23 protein-coding genes are annotated in these 20584 nt (G+C 63.5%); 8 read left to right on the top strand and 15 right to left on the bottom strand.

The genetic code is table 11. From position 1 onward, the window contains the following. Window positions 1–210: a hypothetical protein gene (locus B2P87_RS07105; RefSeq protein WP_058287519.1), complete on the bottom strand. Its 210-nt coding sequence runs from the start codon at window positions 208–210 to the stop codon at window positions 1–3. Between the two features lie 333 nt (window positions 211–543). Here B2P87_RS07105 and B2P87_RS07110 point away from each other — a divergent pair, with 333 nt between their 5' ends. After that, window positions 544–1785 (top strand): type I secretion protein, encoded by a 1242-nt coding sequence (locus B2P87_RS07110; RefSeq protein ID WP_141891575.1) that lies wholly within the window; start codon window positions 544–546, stop codon window positions 1783–1785. Between the two features lie 40 nt (window positions 1786–1825). On the opposite strand, the gene rlmN is transcribed toward B2P87_RS07110, so the two are convergent. The 3 genes from rlmN to B2P87_RS07125 form a co-directional block, all read right to left on the bottom strand. Next, window positions 1826–3013 carry a 23S rRNA (adenine(2503)-C(2))-methyltransferase RlmN gene (gene rlmN / locus B2P87_RS07115; RefSeq protein WP_058287521.1) on the bottom strand — a complete coding sequence of 396 codons (1188 nt, stop codon included), beginning with the start codon at window positions 3011–3013 and terminating at the stop codon, window positions 1826–1828. A gap of 94 nt (window positions 3014–3107) precedes the next feature. Continuing rightward, complete coding sequence (locus B2P87_RS07120; RefSeq protein WP_244940747.1) at window positions 3108–3491, bottom strand: lysozyme inhibitor LprI family protein; 384 nt, start codon at window positions 3489–3491, stop codon at window positions 3108–3110. 98 nt (window positions 3492–3589) lie between these two features. Next, a complete protein-coding gene (locus tag B2P87_RS07125) occupies window positions 3590–4120 on the bottom strand; it encodes an invasion associated locus B family protein (RefSeq protein WP_058287522.1) in 531 nt (176 codons plus the stop codon). Between the two features lie 181 nt (window positions 4121–4301). On the opposite strand from B2P87_RS07125, the gene B2P87_RS07130 reads away from it, so the two are divergent. Next, complete coding sequence (locus tag B2P87_RS07130; RefSeq protein WP_058287523.1) at window positions 4302–5300, top strand: asparaginase; 999 nt, start codon at window positions 4302–4304, stop codon at window positions 5298–5300. A 60-nt stretch (window positions 5301–5360) separates the two neighbouring features. Here B2P87_RS07130 and B2P87_RS07135 read toward each other — a convergent pair whose 3' ends face one another. From B2P87_RS07135 to serB, 4 genes are all read right to left on the bottom strand, one after another. Continuing rightward, window positions 5361–5681, bottom strand: a complete 321-nt coding sequence (locus B2P87_RS07135; RefSeq protein WP_141891573.1) for a YciI family protein — start codon at window positions 5679–5681, stop codon at window positions 5361–5363. Window positions 5682–5713: 32 nt separating this feature from the next. Then, window positions 5714–6151 (bottom strand): SRPBCC family protein, encoded by a 438-nt coding sequence (locus B2P87_RS07140; protein ID WP_141891572.1) that lies wholly within the window; start codon window positions 6149–6151, stop codon window positions 5714–5716. Further along, complete coding sequence (locus B2P87_RS07145) at window positions 6148–6468, bottom strand: ArsR/SmtB family transcription factor (protein WP_141891571.1); 321 nt, start codon at window positions 6466–6468, stop codon at window positions 6148–6150. The genes B2P87_RS07140 and B2P87_RS07145 overlap by 4 nt, the downstream gene beginning before the upstream one ends. A gap of 264 nt (window positions 6469–6732) precedes the next feature. Beyond that, complete coding sequence (gene serB, locus B2P87_RS07150; RefSeq protein WP_141891570.1) at window positions 6733–7608, bottom strand: phosphoserine phosphatase SerB; 876 nt, start codon at window positions 7606–7608, stop codon at window positions 6733–6735. 279 nt (window positions 7609–7887) lie between these two features. On the opposite strand from serB, the gene B2P87_RS07155 reads away from it, so the two are divergent. Both B2P87_RS07155 and serA read left to right on the top strand, forming a co-directional pair. Continuing rightward, entirely contained in the window at window positions 7888–9042 is a 1155-nt protein-coding gene (locus B2P87_RS07155; protein WP_141891569.1) for a phosphoserine transaminase, read from the top strand. 146 nt (window positions 9043–9188) lie between these two features. Further along, window positions 9189–10784: a phosphoglycerate dehydrogenase gene (gene serA, locus B2P87_RS07160; RefSeq protein ID WP_141891568.1), complete on the top strand. Its 1596-nt coding sequence runs from the start codon at window positions 9189–9191 to the stop codon at window positions 10782–10784. 51 nt (window positions 10785–10835) lie between these two features. Here the strand turns inward: serA and B2P87_RS07165 are convergent, their stop codons facing one another. Continuing rightward, window positions 10836–11234 (bottom strand): hypothetical protein, encoded by a 399-nt coding sequence (locus B2P87_RS07165; RefSeq protein ID WP_141891567.1) that lies wholly within the window; start codon window positions 11232–11234, stop codon window positions 10836–10838. Window positions 11235–11388: 154 nt separating this feature from the next. Here B2P87_RS07165 and B2P87_RS07170 point away from each other — a divergent pair, with 154 nt between their 5' ends. Then, window positions 11389–12117: a metallophosphoesterase family protein gene (locus tag B2P87_RS07170; protein ID WP_141891566.1), complete on the top strand. Its 729-nt coding sequence runs from the start codon at window positions 11389–11391 to the stop codon at window positions 12115–12117. Between the two features lie 78 nt (window positions 12118–12195). Here the strand turns inward: B2P87_RS07170 and tdh are convergent, their stop codons facing one another. Then, window positions 12196–13224, bottom strand: coding sequence for an L-threonine 3-dehydrogenase (tdh, locus tag B2P87_RS07175; RefSeq protein ID WP_141892123.1), 1029 nt, complete (start codon window positions 13222–13224; stop codon window positions 12196–12198). Between the two features lie 14 nt (window positions 13225–13238). Further along, window positions 13239–14426, bottom strand: coding sequence for a glycine C-acetyltransferase (locus tag B2P87_RS07180; protein ID WP_141891565.1), 1188 nt, complete (start codon window positions 14424–14426; stop codon window positions 13239–13241). Window positions 14427–14589: 163 nt separating this feature from the next. On the opposite strand from B2P87_RS07180, the gene B2P87_RS07185 reads away from it, so the two are divergent. Further along, complete coding sequence (locus tag B2P87_RS07185; protein ID WP_141891564.1) at window positions 14590–14991, top strand: VOC family protein; 402 nt, start codon at window positions 14590–14592, stop codon at window positions 14989–14991. 64 nt (window positions 14992–15055) lie between these two features. On the opposite strand, the gene B2P87_RS07190 is transcribed toward B2P87_RS07185, so the two are convergent. After that, window positions 15056–15262: a cold-shock protein gene (locus tag B2P87_RS07190; protein ID WP_008554505.1), complete on the bottom strand. Its 207-nt coding sequence runs from the start codon at window positions 15260–15262 to the stop codon at window positions 15056–15058. Between the two features lie 274 nt (window positions 15263–15536). Beyond that, a complete protein-coding gene (locus B2P87_RS07195; RefSeq protein ID WP_058287535.1) occupies window positions 15537–16103 on the bottom strand; it encodes a helix-turn-helix domain-containing protein in 567 nt (188 codons plus the stop codon). A gap of 203 nt (window positions 16104–16306) precedes the next feature. Between B2P87_RS07195 and B2P87_RS07200 the strand changes: the two genes are divergently transcribed. After that, window positions 16307–17482: an acetyl-CoA C-acyltransferase family protein gene (locus B2P87_RS07200; RefSeq protein WP_141891563.1), complete on the top strand. Its 1176-nt coding sequence runs from the start codon at window positions 16307–16309 to the stop codon at window positions 17480–17482. A 254-nt stretch (window positions 17483–17736) separates the two neighbouring features. Further along, window positions 17737–18123 carry a response regulator gene (locus B2P87_RS07205; RefSeq protein ID WP_058287537.1) on the top strand — a complete coding sequence of 129 codons (387 nt, stop codon included), beginning with the start codon at window positions 17737–17739 and terminating at the stop codon, window positions 18121–18123. 76 nt (window positions 18124–18199) lie between these two features. On the opposite strand, the gene B2P87_RS07210 is transcribed toward B2P87_RS07205, so the two are convergent. After that, window positions 18200–19339: a sensor histidine kinase gene (locus tag B2P87_RS07210; protein WP_141891562.1), complete on the bottom strand. Its 1140-nt coding sequence runs from the start codon at window positions 19337–19339 to the stop codon at window positions 18200–18202. Window positions 19340–19503: 164 nt separating this feature from the next. Continuing rightward, window positions 19504–20584 (bottom strand): PAS domain-containing protein (locus tag B2P87_RS07215; protein WP_286852290.1); only part of this gene is annotated, 1081 nt, incomplete at its 5' end.

The raw sequence follows: 20584 nt of genomic DNA on the forward strand, positions 1-20584 counted from the left end.
TCAGGCCAGTTCCGGCGGCAGCGTGCCGATTTCGTCGCCCGTGGTCAGCCGGGTAAGGACCGGGGTGCCTGCCACGGTCTTCACCCCATAGCCATAGCCGCGCAGGCGGAATTTCCATTCCCGCGGGCTGAGCGCCTTCTGCCGCTCGCTGCGGATCAGTTCCAGAACGCTGGGGTCGACGGGCTGGGCCTGTTTGTCTGACGGTTGCATAAGCCGATTACCTTTCAAAACATTTGTTCACGCATTGGAAACTGTCCTCGGCAGATGGCGGAATTTGTGCCGGTCTGGGGTGAAAATGGGGCGGCGGATGACTGGTGCTTTCCTGCAACATACCACCCGCCGCAGAGTCAGTCAGGCGTGCGGCTGGTTCGGTCCCGCAAGCCCGGGCTTAAGCAAGATGGATTATTTTCGCTGATTTCCATCCGTGTTCATGCAAACTGAGACAACGACCGCGGAAGTGAGCGGGTTTCGCCCGGAAGCGGGCCAAACTTGGCCACATTTACAAACAAAAACTTACCGGCGGTTGAGCAGTGGAGAAGCTTGATGTCCGAAGTCACAGACTACACAGCGCTATTGGCATATATGTCCAGCGACAGTTTCCGGTGGAACAGCCTGTCTGATCTGGGAACCAGAACGGTGGTGACCTACAGTTTCACCAGCTCCAGCGAACTGGACCCCGTCAGCAGCGATCCTTACGGAGCCTACCGCTATTGGGCCTTCGACAGCCAGCAGAGGGAGTACTTCCGCAGGGCCCTGGACGAGTTCGAGGAAGCTTCGGGTGTGATCTTTGTCGAAACCGGCGGCCCGGCGATGATCAATGTTTTTGGCTATGATGGCGGTTCGGCTGCCGGATGGGCGGATTACCCCTGGGCCAGCAGCTATTCGACCAACGAGGGCCGCCTGGCGATTGAGGGCGGCAACATAATGCCCGGGTCCTTCGGCTATGAGACGGTTCTGCATGAGATCGGCCATGCGCTGGGCCTGAAACACCCGCATGACGGGGACACCACCTTGGCTGATCACCTGGATACCCAGGCAAACACCGTGATGACCTATACCTATGCCGGCTACAACGTGACTGAGCTGGGAACCTTCGACGTGCAGGCCCTGCAGCACATCTACGGCAGCAGCGCGGGTACGGCAGAGTGGAGCGTGCGGGTCAAATCCAGCGGCATGGTGGTGATCGACACCAGCGCCGAAGCTGAAACGGTTCTGGCAGTCGGCCAGGAGAGCAAAGTTTTCGGACGCGGTGGCCGCGACACACTGATCGGCCGTGAGGCCGCCGACAGGCTGATAGGCGGCGGCGGTCAGGATACCCTCATCGGGGGCTACGGCGAAGACCGGCTGGTCGGCGGCAAAGGCGCGGACATGCTGATCGGCGGCCTGGACGATGATGAGTATTCCGGCAGCACGGATGAAGCGGACAAGCTGGTCGGCGGCGGCGGCTGGGATACCCTCTCCGGCGGAGCCGGCGATGACACGCTGGTCGGCGGCAACGGCCGGGACCGCCTGATCGGCGGCGACGGATCGGACCAGCTGACCGGCGGCCGCCACGCGGACACCTTTGTGTTTGTCTCGGCTGATTACTACGAACAGGAAGTGATAACGGATTTCGGGCGCGGCGGCGACAAGATCGAGTTCTCAGGCACCTCTGTGGACGGCTTCAGCGACCTGTTGATCAGCCAAAGCGGCGGCAGCACGTTCATCAGCTACTACGGACAATACGAGATTGAGCTTGCTGGATTCAACGGCACGCTCACTCAGGACGACTTTCTCTTCACCTAAGGCAGCCGGGGACCCTGCCGCACACGGGCCGGAGCCGGGATCACTTCATCCCGGCTTCGGCCTCGATCTGCTTGCGGCTCTTGCGGGCGCGTTCGGTCGCAGACTTCAGCTGTCCGCAGGCCGCCATGATATCATCGCCGCGGGTCTTGCGGATCGGTGAGGCATACCCCGCCTGATAGATGATATTGGCAAACGCCCGGATCCGGTTGTTGGAGGACCGCTTGTACGGGCTGCCGGGCCATTCGTTGAATGGGATCAGGTTGATCTTGGCCGGGATATTGTAACGCTTGATGTGATCGATCAGGCGGTGCGCGTCCTCATCGGTGTCGTTCACGCCGTCCAGCATCACGTATTCAAAGGTGATCCGCTCTGAATTCGACGCCTTGGGGTAATCCGCCAGCGCCTGCAGCAGCTCGTCGATGTTCCAGCGCTTATTGATCGGCACCAGCACGTCGCGGGTCTCGTTGGTGGTGGCGTGGAAGGAAATCGCCAGCAGGCAGCCGATTTCCTGCGCGGTGCGGGCAATCTCCGGCACCACGCCGGAGGTCGACAGCGTGATCCGGCGGCGGCTGAGGGAGATCCCCTCCGGGTCCATCGCGATCTTCATCGCATCGCGGACGTTGTCGAAGTTGTAAAGCGGCTCGCCCATGCCCATCAGCACGATGTTGGAGAGCAGCCGGGTCTCTTCCTTCGGCGCGCCCGGCACCGGCCATTCCTCCAGATCGTCGCGCGCCATCATCACCTGGCCGACGATCTCGGCCGGGGTCAGGTTGCGCACCAGCTTCTGGGTGCCGGTGTGGCAGAAGGAGCAGGTCAGGGTGCAGCCCACTTGCGAGGAGATGCACAGGGTGCCGCGGTCGTCCTCGGGGATATAGACCACTTCGACCTCATGGCCGCCTGCAATCCGCACCAGGTACTTGCGGGTGCCGTCGGTCGACACCTGCTTGCTCACCACTTCGGGAACGCGGATTTCAAACGTCTCCGCAAGCTGCGCGCGGTAGGCTTTGGCCAGGTTGGTCATCTCGGCAAAGTCGCGCTTGCCCCACTGGTAGATCCACTGCCAGATCTGGCCAACCCGCATTTTCGCCTGTTTCTCAGGCGTGCCGTGCTCAATCAGCACCTCGCGCATCCGGTCGCGGGTCAATCCGACAAGATTGATCTTGCCGCCTTCGGGGTCCTTGCGGGGCAGGGTCAATACGTCTTGGGTGATCGGCGCGCTGGCGGTCATGGCTTTCGGACTCGATGCTGATGGGCGGATGCGGCTCTATATAGGATTTCGAACGGAGATCAAAAGGAATCCTGCCAAATTGCTTGCATAGCGGTTACCCGGCATACCGCATCAGCTCATCAATCCGGGCACGGCCCAGCTGTGTCCAGCAGGAACGGATCGCAATGCCCGTCCCCGAGCCGCCGCCGTATGTCGCCCCCACAAAGGCGCAATGCTCGGCCCGGTAGGCTTCCCACGCCTTCTGCCCGGCCTCAAGCGCGGGGGCTGCGGCGCTCCGGCCGGTAACTTCGTCCAGTTCTTCTGCCGCATCCAGAGCAAAGCTCAACGCCTTAGCGAGTGCGGCTTCCACACGCTCCTCGTCCTCGGCAACGCATTCGCCAATATCCACCTGGGAGCCGGCATCGCCGCATTCCAGCGCGGGATCGGCGAAAACGGGTTGTGTCAGCATGATCAGAACACCAATGACGCTACGCAGCATGGCAAGCACCTCCTGCCGCATGGTACGCGGCCCGCGGCCTTCAAACAAGAAAACCCCGGCGCGGGCCGGGGTTTCCTGAAAATCCTTCCGTTCAGCGCTTATTTACTGCAGCGCTTCTCGGCGTCTTCCACCGCGGCGGTAAAGCCGAGCAGCGAGAAAGTGTCCTGGGTCTGGGTGCCGCGGGCGGACCGCGCGGTCAGCACCGCATCAGAGCCGCGCTTCATCGCGGTGATGATCTTGGCGTCATCCGCAGGGGTGGCCGGCCAGGCCCATTCGCCCTCGGTGAACAGTTCGAACTCGGAGTCGCCGATCGCCATATTGACGGTGGAGCCCGGCGCAAACGGATAGCCGCCGGTAAAGCTCACCTCGCCCTTGGGGGTGGCGTCCTCGCGGTAGGTGACAAACAGCTGGATCTCGCTGCGGCGCACCGCCACCACGCGGCCGTCGCGGGTGTTCACGGTTTCCTTCGGAGCCGACACGCCCCAGCATTCATTCGGGTCGTTGCCCTCGAAGACGCTCCAATCGACCTTGGCCGCAACCCGGTTGTTCGACGTTTCCTGCGCAGATGCGGTGGTTGCCAATGCTGCCAGACACAGGCCCGCAGCCACGCGGGCGAGTTTCAATGCCATTTGTCCCGACTCCAAGACTGTTCTCTTACCTCAAAAACCAAGCAAAGGGCCCGCAGCGTTTCGTCCGCTGTCTGGTCCCGATCCCCTCGCTTGCGCTACACAACCACACTAACGTAACAAGCACCACGGGCGAAAGTGCGTTTTGGCAGGATTTCGCCAACTAAACATAAGGGGAGAGTTCATGCCGAAACCTGTGCCCATGGCCGAAGTCTGGCGCGGCCCGCTGCTGGAAAGCCTGCACCTGGGCCATGCCGTCATTTGCGATGCGTCCGGGCAGGTGGTGCGCAGCTGGGGCGACCCCGACGCGGTGATCTATCCGCGCAGCTCTGCCAAAATGATCCAAGCGCTGCCGCTGATCACCTCCGGCGCCGCCGCGCGCTATGGCCTCACGTCCGAGCAGCTGGCACTGGCCTGCGCCTCGCACAACGGTGCGCACATCCACACGGACCGGGTCAATGCCTGGCTCGGCCAACTGGGGCTGAAGGACGAAGATTTCCGCTGCGGCCCGCAGTTGCCGGATGACATCCCGGCCCGCAATGAGCTGATCAAGACTGACAGCAGCCCCTGCCAGGTGCACAACAACTGCTCCGGCAAGCACGCAGGCTTCCTGACCTTGACCCAATACCTGGGCGCGGGCGCGGAATACATCGAGGTGGACCACCCGGTGCAGCAGGCCTGCCTGGCCGCGTTTGAGGAAACCACCGGCCAGGACAGCCCAGGCTACGGTATTGACGGCTGCTCGGCGCCGAACTTCGCCACCACCGTCACCGGGCTGGCGCGCTCGATGGCCTGGTTTGCCAGTGCGGCTGACCGCTCCGACCGCGCCTCGGAGGCGGCGCAGCAGCTGGTTGCCGCGATGACCGCGCATCCCGAGCTGGTGGCCGGCGAAACCCGCTGCTGCACCAACCTGATGCGGGCGATGGGCGGCAAGGTGGCGATCAAGACCGGTGCCGAGGCGGTGTTCATCGCCATCCTGCCGGAACAGAAGCTGGGTGTTGCGCTGAAGATCGCCGACGGCACCACCCGTGCCAGCGAATGCGCGATTGCGGCGCTGCTGGTCAGCCTCGGCGTGCTGGACGCAGATCACCCGGAGACCCGCAAGTACATGAACAAGACGCTCTACAGCCGCCGCGGGCTGGAATGCGGCGCAATCCGCCCCGCAGCGGAGCTGCTGTTCTAAGAAAGCAGCGGCGCCGCTGTTCTGAAATCAAATGCCCCGGCCGTGAACCGGGGCATTTTCTTACATCTCCATCTCGATGATTTCGGCGACTTCGACCGAGCCGCTGCCATCCGCCACCATCGGGCAGCCCTTGGCCATCTCGCAGGCCGCGTCCTGGTCGGCCGCCTGCACAACCGAATAACCCGAGACCGGATTGGCGCCGCCATTGTCCGCCACGCCGCCGCCGCTGACGGTCTTGGACATTCCCACCGGCGCGCCCGGCACCTTCAGTGCGTCCCCCATCGAGCCCATCCAGCTCTTCCAGGCTTCCATCACCTTGGCGCCTTCCTCCTCGCTCTCCGGGGTCTTGCCGCCGTGGTAGACAAAAATGAACTCTGGCATCGGTCTTCTCCCTTGGTTGCGTGAATTGTGCGTCAGGCGTCTGCGGTGAGCTGAGCCTCCAGCTTGCGCAGGGTCGAGGTCCAGCCCTCGTCATGGCGCGCGGCAATCCCGTCATCGCCCAGATCGCGGTGATCAATCAGCAGCATGGCACCGTCTCCGGCGGCGGCGACAGTAAAGGTCACATGGCTCTCGGCGCCGCGGCTGCCGTCCTCATCGTGCCAGGCCCAGGTAAAGCCGACGGATTTCGGCACATCCACATGGGTTACCTGGCCGGAAACATGGAACCGCTGCCCGTCGCTGTTCTGCATGATGGAATGCCAGGGTCCGGTGCGGCTGAGGTCCAGATCGTGCTCCGGAATGCTGACGCCTTCCGGTCCCCACCATCTCAGCAGCTTGTCCGGCGTGGTCACCCAATCGAACAGTGCCTCCGGGCTGACCGGGAAGATCCGTTGCAACTGCAGGCCGCTCATGCGCCGTCCTCCCTCAGGGCCGCCTCCAGCCGGTCCAGGCTGCCGTCCCAGAACCCTTTGCGGGATTGGGTCCATTCGGCAATCATCCTGAGGCCCTCGGGCCGGGCGGAGTAGAGCCGCCTTGCGCCATCGGCGCGCTGGGTCACCAGCCCGGCCTCGCGCAGCACCTTCAGATGGCGCGAGATGGCCGGCCCCGAAATGGCCGCCCCCGGTGCCAGATCGCCCGCCGGCAGTTCGCCTTGGGTGATCAGCTGGTCGACAATCGACATGCGGGTCTCGTCCGACAGGGCCGCAAATGATTTCAGAAGCGGGGTCATGGGTTCATTATTAACATATTTGTTAAATAATGGAAGTGTGAAAACCACGCTTTTGCAGGCCGACAAGGTCCGCGGCCCTTGCGGCCCCGCCGAAGGGGGGGGCTCCCGCCCGCCGTCAGCCTGTTCTGCGAACAGGCCTCCTCCCGTTGGGCCCGGCGCTGCGCATTTGCGCAGCGCCGGGCCCAAGGCCGCCAAGGTGCGGCTGCGCCAGCAGCCGCACCTGCGGGCGCGGGAGTTCCCCGGATTGCGGCCCCGGGAGCGGGCTCAGCTTTTGAAATCGGCCTCAGAGTAGCCCTGGATATAGAGCAGCGCCGTCAGGTCGCCGTGGTTGATGCGGATTTCGCATTCCGCCGCCACCGATGGCTTGGCGTGCAGCGCGACGCCTGCGCCTGCGCGTTTCAGCATGCCCAGGTCGTTGGCGCCGTCGCCCACCGCGATCACATCCGCCTCGCCGATTCCCAGCCGGGCGGTGATCTGCTCCAGCGCCTCCACCTTGGCCTCGCGGCCCAGGATCGGCCGCGCCGCTTCGCCGGTCAGCCTGCCGCCTTCCGCCAGCAGCGTGTTGGCCCGGTTCTCGTCAAAGCCCAGCTCCGACGCCACCCTGGAGGTGAAAGCCGTGAACCCGCCCGACACCAGCGCCGCATAGGCGCCATTTGCCTTCATCACCGACAGCAGCTGCCTGCCGCCCGGCATCAGGGTGATGCGCTCGTCCAGAACCTTGCCGATCACCGTCTCCGGCAGCCCCTGCAGCAGCCCGACCCGCTCGATCAGCGCGCCCTCGAAATCCAGCTCGCCGTTCATTGCCCGCGCGGTGATGTCCTTGACCCGCGCGCCAACACCCGCTTCCTCGGCCAGTTCGTCGATGCATTCCTGCTGGATCATGGTCGAATCCATGTCGGCCAGCAGCATCTTCTTCTTCCGACCGTCGGCGGGCTGGATCACCAGATCCACCCCCATCTGCTGCAAATCCTCCCAGACCTGCCAGCGGTTGCCCGGCATCTGCTCCAGCGCAAACTCGGCCGCGACGCCTGGCGCCAGCCAGATGGCCTCGCCGCCGCCCCAGGCATTACGCAGCGATTCGGGCAGGGCGGGCTCCAGCACCGGGCTGGCGGGATTGCAGATCAGGCTGGCAACAAACATCGGCAGGCTCCGTTTCCTCAGGATTCTCCTTGTCATAGCGGGCCGCCGGGGCCTCGGCCAGACGGCAAAAAGCCGTTCATGACCGGCGGCATCATAAGGAGCGGTCCTGTTCGCCATTTCAGGGCGGCTGTTTCCGATGGTGGAAAATCATGTCGCAAAAAACATTCCAACAGCCGCATTCTTCTGATTTTTCTGTTGCATGCCGCGCTGCAGCAGCCTAGCTCTGTACCCGGGACACCCCTCCCCAACGAGGGGCGCTTATCTGGAAGGGTAGCATATATGGCTATTGCACAACCGGCATCGCGGCCGGCCAATCCGCGTTTTTCTTCGGGCCCCTGTGCCAAACCTCCCGTCTTTGACCTGTCGAAACTTGCCGGCGCGCCGCTGGGCCGCTCGCACCGCGCTGCGGTCGGCAAGGAGAAGCTGAAGGCGGCGATCGAGGGCACCCGCGAGATCCTGAACATTCCCGCAGACTACAAAATCGGCATTGTGCCGGCGTCGGACACCGGCGCGGTTGAAATGGCGATGTGGAACCTGCTGGGCGCCCGCGGCACCGAGATGCTGGCCTGGGAAAGCTTCGGCTCCGGCTGGGTCACCGACGTTGTGAAACAGCTCAAGCTGGACGCCACCGTCAAGACCGCCGATTACGGCCAGATCGTGGACCTGGGCACCGTCGATTTCACCAATGACGTTGTTTTCACCTGGAACGGCACCACCTCCGGCGTGCGCGTCCCCAACGGTGACTGGATCCCGGCGGACCGCGAAGGGCTGACGATCTGCGACGCGACCTCCGCGGCCTTTGCGCAGCATCTGCCCTGGGACAAGCTGGATGTGACCACTTTCTCCTGGCAGAAGGTGTTGGGCGGCGAAGCGGCGCACGGGATGATCATCCTCAGCCCCCGCGCGGTTGAACGGCTGGAAAGCTACACCCCCGCCTGGCCGCTGCCGAAAATCTTCCGCCTGACCAAGGGCGGCAAGCTGATCGACGGCATCTTCCAGGGCGCGACCATCAACACCCCCTCGATGCTGGCGGTGGAGGACTACCTGCTGGCGCTGGACTGGGCCCGCTCGGTGGGCGGCATGGAAGGCCTGCGTGAACGCGCCTACGCCAACCTGGCCGCGGTGCAAAGCTTTGTGCAGGACAACTCCTGGATCGCCTTCCTGGCGGAACAGCCGGAATACCGCTCCAACACCAGCGTTTGCCTCAAGTTCACGGACGAACGCATCCAGGACGGCGCCGCTTTTGCCAAGGCCGTGGCCAAGCGTCTGGAAGCGGAAGGCGTGGCCTTTGACATCGGCGCCTACCGCGACGCGCCTCCGGGCCTGCGCATCTGGTGCGGCGGCACGGTGGAAGCCACCGACGTGGCCGCGCTGATGCCCTGGATCAAATGGGCCTTCGAGGCCGAGATCGCGGCCCAGACCGAGGCCGCCTGAGCAACACCTGTGCCCGGCGGCACCGCCGAGCAGCGCCCGACCCTCCCCACGGGAGGGCGCTTCACGCCCACTCAGGGCCGGGCGCAGTCCTCGCACAAAACTTCGCACAATCGGCCGCAACGGCCCCCGCAACAAGGACCGCAAACATGGCTCCCAAAGTTCTCATCTCCGACAAGCTGTCTGAGGCCGCCGTCCAGATCTTCCGCGACCGCGGCATCGACGTCGACTTCCTGCCCGACGTGGGCAAGGACAAGGAAAAACTGGCGGAAATCATCGGCCAGTACGACGGCCTCGCCATCCGCTCCGCCACCAAGGTGACGGAAAAGATTCTGGAGAACGCCGATAACCTCAAGGTGATCGGCCGCGCCGGCATCGGCACCGACAACATCGACAAGGAAGCCGCCTCCAAGCGCGGCGTCATTGTGATGAACACCCCCTTCGGCAACATGATCACCACCGCCGAACATGCCATCGCCATGATGTTCGCCGCCGCCCGCCAGCTGCCCGAGGCCTCTGCCTCCACCCACGCGGGCAAGTGGGAAAAGTCCAAGTTCATGGGGGTCGAGCTGACCGCCAAGACCCTGGGCGTGATCGGCGCCGGCAACATCGGCGGCATCGTCTGCGACCGCGCCCGCGGCCTCAAGATGAAAGTGGTCGCCTATGACCCCTATCTGAGCCAGGAGAAGGCCGACAAGATGGGCGTCGAAAAGGTGGAGCTGGAAGAACTGCTCGCCCGCGCCGACTTCATCACCCTGCATGTGCCGCTGACCGAGCAGACCCGCAACATCCTGTCCAAGGAAAACCTGGAGAAGACCAAGAAGGGTGTGCGCATCATCAACTGCGCCCGCGGCGGCCTGGTGGATGAGGCCGCGCTGGCGGAGCTGCTGACCTCCGGCCATGTGGCAGGCGCTGCCTTCGACGTGTTCTCTGAGGAGCCGGCCAAGGAAAACGCCCTGTTTGGCCTGCCCAACGTGGTCTGCACCCCGCACCTGGGCGCCGCCACCACCGAAGCGCAGGAAAACGTCGCCTTGCAAGTGGCAGAGCAGATGTCCAACTACCTGCTGACCGGTGCGGTTGAAAACGCGCTCAACATGCCGTCGGTGACGGCTGAGGAAGCCAAGGTCATGGGCCCCTGGATCAAGCTTGCCGACCACCTCGGCAGCTTCGTCGGCCAGATGACCGATGAGCCGATCAAGGCGATCAACATCCTCTATGATGGCGCGGCGGCCGGCATGAACCTGGACGCGCTGAACTGCGCGGTGATCGCTGGCATCATGAAGCGGTCCAACCCCGAGGTGAACCTGGTTTCCGCCCCGGTTGTCGCCAAGGAGCGCGGCATCCAGATCTCCACCACCAACCAGGACAAATCCGGTGCCTTCGATGGCTATATCAAGGTGACTGCCGTCACCTCCAAGCGCGAGCGCTCGGTGGCGGGCACCGTGTTCTCCGACGGCAAGCCGCGGTTCATCCAGATCAAGGGCATCAACATCGAGGCGGATGTGGGCGCGCATATGCTCTACACCACCAACGAGGACGTGCCGGGCATCATCGGCACCCTGGGCCACACCCTGGGCGACAACGGCGTCAACATCGCCAACTTCACCCTGGGCCGCTCCGAGGCCGGCGGCGAGGCCATCGCGCTGCTTTACGTGGATGAGCCCGTCCCGGCTGAGATCCGCGCCAAGCTTGCGGAAACCGGCCTGTTCAACCAGATCAAGCCGCTGGAGTTCGACGTCGTTTAAACGGACCTGCGCAAGACTGCCAAAGCCCCCGCCACCGCCGCGGGGGCTTTTTCAATGCCCCTTCTGGCGCGCAAACACCGCCTTTTTCGGCCGGTGCCGCAGCACAACCGCGGCAAAGATCAGCATCGACAGCAGCGCCGCTACTGATCCCGCCTGCGCCAGCCCCTCGCCGCGCTCCTGGATGGCCAGCGGAATGCCCGGCACCAGCAGCGCCAGCGCCAGCAGCGCCGCGCCCAGATGCAGCCGCGGCAGCACGCCCCCGGCCGCGGCCGGCAGCAGTTGATAATAAAACGCATAGATCGAACAGCTGACCCAGCCCAGCAGGTTCAGATGCCCATGGGCCGGCGACAGCAGATGGTCCTGGCTCGCCGACATCTGTATGCCCCAGACCATGCCGCCAAGCGCCGACACAACCGCGGCCAGCATAAACCACCGCGCAATTCCCTCCATCTCCAATCCTCCCTGTTCAGATTGATGGCAAGCCGCCGTTGCCAGTAACGTGGCGCGCTCTGTCCGGATTGCCAGCCGCGCTCCCGCATTCCCGGGGTTGAGCCGGGCGGCGCAATGCGCCATCACTCCGGCAGATCCGCAGAAAGGAGCCGCCATGACCGCCCCCCTCTACGCCATAGGAGACATCCACGGCCAACTGGAGATGCTGGATGCCGCTCTGCAGCGGATCAAAGCCGACGGCGGCGAGGATGCCCGCATCGTCTTCCTTGGCGACTATACCGACCGCGGTCCCGATAGCCGCGGAGTAATCGAGAGGCTGATGGCCGGCCAGGAGCAGGGCCGGGACTGGATCTGCCTAAAAGGCAACCACGACCGGATGTTCGAATGGTTCCTGGAGGAGACGCCCCGCCACGATCCGCATCTCCTGATCGGCTACCATTGGCTGCATGAGCGGATCGGCGGAGTTGAGACCTTGGCCAGCTACGGGCTGACATTCGAAGACCGCACCCGGCTCGACGATCTGCACGCCAGAGCCAAGGAAGTGATACCGGCGCCGCACGCCGAATTCCTGCGCAGCCTTCCTGCCCTGCACGAGACGCCGGAGCTAGCCTTTGTGCACGCCGGGATACGTCCCGGAGTGCCGCTTGCCCAGCAGCATGAGGACGAACTGGTCTGGATCCGGCAGCCTTTCCACGACCACACCGGCCCCCATCCGAAGCTGATCGTGCATGGCCATACGCCGGTGGACCGACCCAGCCACTACGGCAATCGCGTCAACCTCGACAGCGGCGCCGGCTACGGCCGCCCGCTCAGCGCCGCGGTGTTCGAAGGCCGCGACTGCTGGCTGCTGACGGAAGCGGGCAGAGTGCCGTTGAAACCCTGATCCGCTTTCATCTTTCCAGAAGTACTCTGGGGGTGAGCGCCGCAAGGCGCGAGGGGGCAAAGCCCCCTCAGCCCGTTATCACGTCCAATCCAGCACCACCTTGCCGCTGGAGCCGGATTTCATCGCCGCAAAGCCTTCGGCGAAATCATCCACCCCGAACCGGTGGGTGATCACCCGGCTTACATCCAGCCCGTTCTGCAGCATGGCAATCATCTTGTACCAGGTCTCGAACATCTCGCGACCGTAGACCCCTTTGAGGGTGATCGCCTTGAACACGATCCGCGACCAGTCGACCGGCGACTTGCCCGGCGGAATACCCAGGAGCGCAATCTTGCCGCCCATCACCAGCGCCTCCACCATCTGATCAAGTGCGGCCTGCGAACCGGACATCTCCAGCCCTACGTCAAAGCCCTGCTTCATGCCCAGCTCCCGGATCACATCCTGCAGCTCTTCCTTGGACACATCCACCGTGCGCACCGCCGGCACCACATGCGCAGCCAGCTTCAAACGGTCCGGGTTAATGTCGGTGATCACCACATGCCGCGCCCCGGCATGTTTCGCCACCGCCGCGGCCATGATGCCAATGGGGCCTGCTCCGGTGATCAGAACATCCTCGCCCAAGAGATCAAAGCTCAGCGCCGTGTGCACCGCATTGCCCAGCGGGTCCAGGATCGCGCCGATCTCGTCCGGAATGTCATCCGGCAGCGGCACCACGTTAAAGGCCGGCAGCTTCAGATACTGCGCAAAGGCGCCCTGCTCATTCACCCCGATGCCGCGGGTGCCGGGGTCCAAGTGAAACTTGCCGGCGCGGCTCTGGCGCGAGTCCGTCTTGATCAGATGCCCCTCGCCGGAGCAGCGCTGCCCCACCGTCAGATCGGTGACATTGCGCCCGATCTCGACGATCTCGCCCGCAAACTCATGCCCGGTGATCATCGGCACCGGCACGGTGTGCGCGGCCCAGTCGTCCCAGTTCCAGATGTGAATGTCAGTGCCGCAGATGCCGGTCTTCTTCACCTTGATCAGCACCTCGTCCGGGCCAATCTCCGGCACCGGCGCCTGTACCATCCACAGGCCTTCCTCCGGGCGGCTCTTTTCCAGCGCCTTCATCGTGTTCGGACGGCTCATGACACAATCCCCAGTTCCTGACCCACCTTGCCGAACGCCGCCAGCGCCCGGTCCAGCTCCTCCCGCGTCAGCGCCGCGTTCATCTGGGTGCGGATACGGGCCTGCCCGCGCGGCACCACCGGGAAGAAGAAACCGGAAACATAGACGCCTTCGTCAAACAGCCTTGCCGCCATATCCTGCGCCAGCTGCGCCTCGCCCAGCATCACCGGGATAATCGGATGCTCGCCCGGCAGCAGGTCAAAGCCCAGCTTTTCCAGCCCCGCCCGCCAATAGCGCGCATTCTCGAACAGCTGCGCCCGCAGGCCGTCCCCTTCCTCCACCAGCCGGATCGCCTCCAGCCCGGCAGCAACAATCGATGGCGGCAGCGAATTGGAGAACAGATAGGGCCGCGCCCGCTGCCGCAGCAGGTCGATCACTGGCTGCGGCCCGGCGATATAACCGCCGATGGCCCCCCCAAGTGCTTTGCCCAAGGTTCCCGTCAGGATGTCCACGTCCACTCCGAAATGCTCCGGCGTGCCGGCGCCGGTCTTGCCCATGAAGCCGGTGGCGTGGCAGTCGTCCACCATCACGATGGCGTCGTATTTGTCCGCCAGCGCCCGGATCTCCGGCAGCTTGGCCAAGTAGCCGTCCATCGAGAACACGCCGTCGGTGGCGATCATGATATGCCGCGCGCCGTCCTCGCGGGCCTGCTTCAGCCAGGCCTCCAGGTCGTTCATATCGCTGTTCAGGTAACGGTAGCGCTTGGCCTTGCACAGCCGGATGCCGTCGATGATCGACGCATGATTCAGCGAGTCCGAGATGATCGCATCCTCCGGCCCCAACAATGGCTCGAACAGTCCGCCATTGGCGTCGAAACAGGCTGCAAACAGGATCGCGTCATCCTTGCCGAGGAACTTCGCCAGCCGCTGCTCCAGTTCCCGGTGGATGTCCTGGGTGCCGCAGATGAACCGGACAGAGGCCATGCCGAACCCTTTCGGCTCCATCGCGTCCTTGGCGGCTTTGATCAGGGCGGGGTGGTCGGCCAAGCCCAGATAGTTGTTGGCGCACAGGTTGATCACCTGACGCCCGCCAACCGTGATCTCGCCCCCCTGCGGGGAGGTGATCATTCGCTCGCGCTTGTACAGCCCCTCGGCCTCGATCTGGGCCAGCGTGTCGGAGATGTCGGTCAGAAAAGCAGTGGACATGCGCAAACTCCCTTGGTGTCTCGAGTCGCACGTCTAGCATAGCGGATGTGTTTCCGGAATACAGGATTTCAGGATTGCGGAAAAAAATCCGTGAAACTGGAAGGCGTGAGTGAAATTCCGCCATTCCGGACTATCTGAACCCAGGGAAACGGAGGGTTGCAGTATGGCACGGGTCACAGGCATCGGCGGAGTATTCATCAAAGCACGCGGCGACGCCAAGGCGCTGGCGGCATGGTACAAGGATCACCTGGGGCTGGTGCTGGAAGATTTCGGCGGGGCGGTTCTGAACTGGCAGGACGACAGGGCAGAGGACGGCGGCCTGACAGTCTGGGCCACTGCCGACCCGGACGGCACGTGGTTTGCCCCCAGCACCGCGACGTTCATGATCAATTACCGCGTCGACGACATGGACGGCATGATTGCGCAGCTGGCAGCGGCGGGCATTCCCGTCCTGCAAGGGCCGCAAACCCATGAGAACGGCCGCTTCGCCTGGATACTGGACCCCGAAGGCAACAAGGTGGAGCTTTGGGAACCCAAACTCTGGGATGAGAAGAACAAGGGCTGACAGCCCAAAAGAAAACGCGGCCCGCTTTCAGGGACCGCGTTTCAAATCTGCAAGTCTGCTTGGCTTATGCCAGCTGCAGGTTCACCGCCGACTCGCGGCCGTCACGGCCTGCTTCGATGTCGAAGGTGACTTTCTGGTTGTCCGCCAGGCCGGTCAGGCCGGAACGCTCAACAGCGGAAATGTGCACGAACACATCTTTGCTGCCGCCGTCGGGTGCGATGAAGCCGAAGCCTTTGGTGGTGTTGAACCATTTTACGGTGCCAGTGGCCATATCCGTAGTCTCCTGATGATTGCTGCCCGCGGAAGTGCGGCAGCCTGGCGTAGTCGGTCTGGATCGAGAGACTGAAAACGCCGCAGAGCGGGAGACAGTGGATCGACAAGAATAACGTAAGCGGACCACATATGGGCCGTTGTCCCGAGTCGTTCAAGGGCTTTGTTCGCATAAAATCCGATAAGGGGCTTTCCTGCCGATGCAGGCTGTCAAACCGCTTCCACGTTTTCCCGCAACGACTCTCGCAGGTTTCGCCTGAACGCAGTCACCAGCGTCAGGCATTCTTTACAATCAGAAACACCCGCGCGGGCCCCTCGGGAGCGGTGATGGAATGCGCGACATCAGCGGCATAGCGGGCGGTATCGCCGGCCCGCAGCTGGTCCTTGGCATTGCCGGAACTCACCGCGATCTCCCCTTCCAGCACCGTCAGCTGCTCCACCGCGCCGCGGGTGTGCGGCTGGCTGACCAGCGCACCGCCCTGGTCGAACCGGATGTCATAAACCTCATGCCCGCCGGCCTCTTCCGGCGGCGAAAGGATGCGGATGCGGCAGCCCTGGCCCATGTTCTCGATCTTGGGCACATCCGCGGCGCGCAGCACTTCAATCCGGTCCTGCATGTCAGCCGCTTCCAGCAGCCCGGCAAAGTCCACCTGCAGTGCGCGGGTCAGGTTCCACAGCGTCGCAATGGTGGGGGAGCTTTCGCCGCGCTCGATCTGGCTCACCATCGAGCGGCTGACGCCGGAGAGATTCGCCACGGCCTCTAGGCTCAGGCCTTGGGCGCGGCGGGCCTCCTTCAGGCGGGCGGGCAGCAGGGTCAGGATATCGTCTGTGTTTTCCGTCATGACGGATTCTCTGCGCTGATGCGGCTGATTTGTCAAATGTTCCCGCAGACGGCGATGCCGCGCTGCGGCGGTGCACAGGTGGTGTACAGCCGGTGCATGGGGGGTGACAGCCTGGTGACACCGCGTGTTGATGACGGCACGTATCAGCAGACAGATCAATGCTGCGGGTGCATGATGGGGGAAATCTGACGAGGAGAGAGACTATGAATGACATCGTGATCCTGGACGGCGCCCGCACCGCCATCGGCACTTTTGGCGGCGCGCTGGCGGGCACTGCGCCGATCGACCTGGCCACCACGGTCTCCAAGGCCGCGCTGGAACGCTCCGGCGTCGAAGGCGGCCAGATCGGCCATGTGGTGTTTGGCCATATCATCAACACAGAGCCGCGCGACATGTACCTGAGCCGGGTTGCCGCAATGCAGGCCGGAGTTCCGGATGCGGTTCCGGCGATGAACGTCAACCGCCTCTGCGGCTCCGGCGTGCAAGCAATTATCTCAGCTTATCAATCTCTTGCCATGGGCGACGCCGAGTTCGCGCTGGCCGGCGGCGCCGAAAACATGTCGCGCAGCCCCTACATCATCCAGCAAAGCCGCTGGGGCGCGAAGATGGGCGACGTGAAGTCGCTCGACATGATGCTGGGCGCGCTGAACTGTCCCTTCGGCACCGGCCATATGGGGGTGACGGCAGAGAATGTGGCGGATGAGCATGAAATCACCCGCGAACAGATGGATGAGTTCGCACTCACCAGCCAGACCCGCACGGCGGCAGCGATCGAGGCCGGGCACTTCAAATCGCAGATCACCCCCGTGGAGGTGAAGGTGAAACGCGACCTGGTGCCGTTTGAGGTGGACGAACACCCCAAGGCCACGACGCTGGAAGCGCTGGCCGGGCTGAGGGCGGTGTTCCAGAAGGACGGCCGCGTAACCGCGGGAAATGCCAGCGGAATCAACGACGGCGCGGCGGCCATGGTGCTGGCCACGGCTGCGGCGGCAGAGAAGGCGGGGCTGAAGCCCAAGGCGCGGATTCTGGGGTACGCCCATGCCGGCGTGCGCCCCGAGGTGATGGGGATCGGTCCGGTGCCCGCGGTACGCAACCTATTGGAAAAAACCGGCCTGTCGGCTGGCGACTTCGACGTGATCGAGTCCAACGAAGCCTTTGCCGCGCAGGCGCTGGCTGTGAACAAAGAACTGGGGCTGGACCCGGCCAAGGTGAACCCGAATGGCGGCGCCATTGCACTGGGGCATCCAGTGGGGGCCACAGGTGCCATTATCACCCTGAAAACGCTTTATGAACTGGAGCGGACCGGCGGTTCCAAGGGGCTGATCACGATGTGCATCGGCGGTGGTCAAGGTATCGCGCTGGCGATCGAGCGGCTTTGACGGCACGCGCGGCAAGGGGCGGTTTCAAAGCTGCGCCTTGCCGGGCTGTACGGCTTTTACGAAGAAATTATGTGATTGAGATATACAGGTCATGCAATTTTAAGTAGAAACAAGTATCCCTTATGAACGCATGACGGTTCACGGTGGTTTCGAGACTACGCTTCGCGATTCACCTGTCAGGGGCAAAAGAACAGCCGTGAATGCGCTAAGATCGCGTGATCCCGGCACCAGCCACGCCGGTACAGGGTATCTAAGTGACAGCCAAAGTTTTGCTTCTGGAGGATGACGCCGGCGTCCGCTTCACCTTCAACATGGCGCTGCAGGAAGCGGGATATGATGTTACCGCCGTCACCAGCTGCAGCGACGCCATCTCTGCGTTGACCGAATTGCCCCTGGACGTGCTGGTGCTGGACCTGAAGATCGGGGAGGAGATGTCGCTGCCGGTGGCAGATTATGCCGCCCTGCTGCGCCCGGATATTCCAGTGGTCTGCATCACCGGCAGCCGCCTGTTTTCAGGCGGCGAATTGTTCAACCTCAGCCGCAATATCCGCTGGGTGCTGCGAAAACCAGTCAATCTGTCCGATCTCCTCAGCATGGTCGACCATGTGACCGGGCGGGTTCCCGCCATGGCGGCAAGCTGACAGGGGCGGCGAGGCGGGTCTTTGGGGCCCTTCCGGATGGTCCGGTTTGCTTGGTCTGGCGGTCGCGCTGAAGGCCTTAGCCGCAGGAAATCTTGAAAATTGCACCCTTGCCGGGTTCGGCATCGGCAGTGAGCTTCCAGGAGTGGCGGCGGCAAATTTCGGCGCAAGTCGACAGCCCGATGCCGCTGCCTTCGATTTCGCGGTGCGCCCGGTGGAATGGCTGGAGAATCCGGTGCTTCTCCCGCGGATCAAACCCCATGCCGTTGTCGGCAACAGACAGCACCCATTGCTCCCGCCCGATGCCTTCCATGCTGATGGTGATTTCCAGCGGGCGGGCCGGATCCCGGTACTTGATCGCGTTGGACAGGAAGTTGGTCAGCACCAGATGCAGCAAGGTCGGGTCCGCCTGCAGCGTGATGCCCGTGCCGTAGACGCGGGTCTTGGCGCCGCACTCCTGCAGCGCCTGGTGCAGGCTATCGCAGGCTTCTGAAACCGCATCTGCCATGACAACTTCCTGAAAGCTGGTGCCGGAGGCGGTTGATACCGAATGCTCCAGAAGCTCCGTCGTCAGCTGGTCCATCTGCCGCGCGGCCCGGGCCATGTGCTGGAGGAATTCCCTGGCGGTCTGCGGCAGTGCGGCGCTGTAATGCTCGGAGAAGAATTGCAGGGAACCGGTCATGGTGTTGATCGGCGTGCGCAGATCATGCGCGGCGGCATGGGCAAAGGCCTCCATCGACAGAAGGGTTTCCTGCAGCTTTGCGTTGGCATCCTTGGCGGTGGACAATTCACCGCGCAGCTTGCCGCGCATCTCGTTCATCTGCCGCAGCCTGTCCGCCGTCAGCCGCAGCTGGTCCTGGGTCAGCAGCATCAGCCGTTCGCCCTTGGTGGCCGACCGCAGCAGCGAGATCCGGAATTCAGTGTCCGGCAGCGGTGCGGTCAGATTGCCCGCGGCCATCGGAAAGGACACGGAGCCGGCAGCGGCGCCCTTGCGCAAGCTGGAGATCACATCGTCCCGGTCGCACAGCGTCAATTTGCTGAAGCATGTGCCTGCCAAGTCGCCGCTCCCAGACTGGGAAAAGGGACAGAAGCTGCGCTCTGCCCGCCGGTTGCAGACAAGGATGCGGCCATCCCAATCCAGAATGAACGACCCGTACGGGAACGCAAGAAAGGCCTTGCCGAGCACATCGGCGTTCACATCCGCGTCTTCAGGCAGCATCAGCGGCACCTCTGCAGCAGTTGCGCGTGCCGCCTGCAGGACAGCTGGCGGGAGGATGGCAAACGGCACCCCCTCGGGCAGCAAAACCCGGTAGCGTGCAGTGTGGCCGGAATGCCGGACGGTCTGTGATCTCTCGGTCCTCCATGGTTTCTGACAGCCTGCGCCTAAGCGTCCGGTGCCTGTTCGGTGCCAGTGACGGTCAGCTGCAAGCCGCCGTACACTTGGGAGATCCGGCCATCCTTTTCCCGTTTGGCTTGGGCAAACAGAAGCGCCCGCAGATAGGTCCCGTCCAAAGCGCGCAGCCGCAACGAGTGATGCAGAGGCCGGCCCTCGACCTGCACATCCCGCAATCCGTCTCTGGCAGCGTCCCGGTCGTCCGGGTGGATCTGCTCCAGCAAAAGCTCCGCTGAAGGCCGGGTTGTTTCCGGATCATAGCCGAGCAGGTAGAACATTGCCGGGTTCCAAGAGGGCACGTTGTTTACAGCGTCAATGGAAAACACGCCGATGGAAAGGCGGTCTTGTATCGCTGTACCGCAGTCAATCAGCAAGTCCCGGTCGTCCACTTCGTCCTTGTCCCAGCAAACGCCGATAAACTGGACGATTTCGCCATGAGAATCCTGAAACACGGTCATGCTGCCCTTCAGCCAGCTGGCATCGCCCGAGTCGTTAAAGAACCGCGCTTCGAATTCGAAGGAGCCGCCGTCCTTCTGCAGCTTGGCGAGCGAGGACCTTAGGAGCGGCTGGTCTTCGGGGTGCGCGCGGGCAAGGATATCTTCGAAAGACCGGGCGCTGGAGCTATGCCCGACCCCGAAAATCTCCCTGGCCTCCGGCGACAGATAAGTCTCTCCGGAATCCAGATTATGGGTCCAAAAGCCCACCCTGGCGACTTTGCTGACCAGCCGTAGAACGTTGTAGAAGGGTTCGATGTCAAAGCGGGTGACGGTGATCGAAATGCCGATCTGCTTGTGATGCACGTCCAGCACCGGTGACATAACCAGCGTGTAGTAGCGGCCGCCCGACAGCACCGGTATGCGCCGGGTCTGCTGCAGCCGCAGAACCGCATTGGCGATCGGCGCCAGAGCCGGGAACCCGCGCGGCAGGTTGCATTGGCTGAGGTGCAAGCCGGTGGGCGGCAGATCACTGATTCCCAGCAAGTCCTGAGCCATGCGCGAGGCGCGGCGGATGATCAGCGCCTGGTCTGCCAGCGCCACCGCATAGGGAGAGTGACCTGCCCCCCGCGAAATC

It is taken from the genome of Leisingera sp. UBA4491 (assembly GCF_002388965.1).
Taxonomy (GTDB): Bacteria; Pseudomonadota; Alphaproteobacteria; order Rhodobacterales; family Rhodobacteraceae; genus Leisingera; species Leisingera aquaemixtae.

Coding starts and splice junctions, on each gene's coding strand:
- B2P87_RS07110 (WP_141891575.1), top strand. CDS start 544: ATGTCCGAAGTCACAGACTACACAGCGCTATTGGCATATATGTCCAGC.
- rlmN (WP_058287521.1), bottom strand. CDS start 3,013: ATGACCGCCAGCGCGCCGATCACCCAAGACGTATTGACCCTGCCCCGC.
- B2P87_RS07210 (WP_141891562.1), bottom strand. CDS start 19,339: ATGCTGCCTGAAGACGCGGATGTGAACGCCGATGTGCTCGGCAAGGCC.
- B2P87_RS07185 (WP_141891564.1), top strand. CDS start 14,590: ATGGCACGGGTCACAGGCATCGGCGGAGTATTCATCAAAGCACGCGGC.
- B2P87_RS07120 (WP_244940747.1), bottom strand. CDS start 3,491: ATGCTGCGTAGCGTCATTGGTGTTCTGATCATGCTGACACAACCCGTT.
- B2P87_RS07190 (WP_008554505.1), bottom strand. CDS start 15,262: ATGGCCACTGGCACCGTAAAATGGTTCAACACCACCAAAGGCTTCGGC.
- B2P87_RS07130 (WP_058287523.1), top strand. CDS start 4,302: ATGCCGAAACCTGTGCCCATGGCCGAAGTCTGGCGCGGCCCGCTGCTG.
- B2P87_RS07140 (WP_141891572.1), bottom strand. CDS start 6,151: ATGAGCGGCCTGCAGTTGCAACGGATCTTCCCGGTCAGCCCGGAGGCA.
- B2P87_RS07155 (WP_141891569.1), top strand. CDS start 7,888: ATGGCTATTGCACAACCGGCATCGCGGCCGGCCAATCCGCGTTTTTCT.
- B2P87_RS07125 (WP_058287522.1), bottom strand. CDS start 4,120: ATGGCATTGAAACTCGCCCGCGTGGCTGCGGGCCTGTGTCTGGCAGCA.
- B2P87_RS07105 (WP_058287519.1), bottom strand. CDS start 210: ATGCAACCGTCAGACAAACAGGCCCAGCCCGTCGACCCCAGCGTTCTG.
- serA (WP_141891568.1), top strand. CDS start 9,189: ATGGCTCCCAAAGTTCTCATCTCCGACAAGCTGTCTGAGGCCGCCGTC.
- serB (WP_141891570.1), bottom strand. CDS start 7,608: ATGTTTGTTGCCAGCCTGATCTGCAATCCCGCCAGCCCGGTGCTGGAG.
- B2P87_RS07145 (WP_141891571.1), bottom strand. CDS start 6,468: ATGACCCCGCTTCTGAAATCATTTGCGGCCCTGTCGGACGAGACCCGC.
- B2P87_RS07165 (WP_141891567.1), bottom strand. CDS start 11,234: ATGGAGGGAATTGCGCGGTGGTTTATGCTGGCCGCGGTTGTGTCGGCG.
- B2P87_RS07170 (WP_141891566.1), top strand. CDS start 11,389: ATGACCGCCCCCCTCTACGCCATAGGAGACATCCACGGCCAACTGGAG.
- B2P87_RS07200 (WP_141891563.1), top strand. CDS start 16,307: ATGAATGACATCGTGATCCTGGACGGCGCCCGCACCGCCATCGGCACT.
- tdh (WP_141892123.1), bottom strand. CDS start 13,224: ATGAAGGCGCTGGAAAAGAGCCGCCCGGAGGAAGGCCTGTGGATGGTA.
- B2P87_RS07180 (WP_141891565.1), bottom strand. CDS start 14,426: ATGTCCACTGCTTTTCTGACCGACATCTCCGACACGCTGGCCCAGATC.
- B2P87_RS07195 (WP_058287535.1), bottom strand. CDS start 16,103: ATGACGGAAAACACAGACGATATCCTGACCCTGCTGCCCGCCCGCCTG.
- B2P87_RS07135 (WP_141891573.1), bottom strand. CDS start 5,681: ATGCCAGAGTTCATTTTTGTCTACCACGGCGGCAAGACCCCGGAGAGC.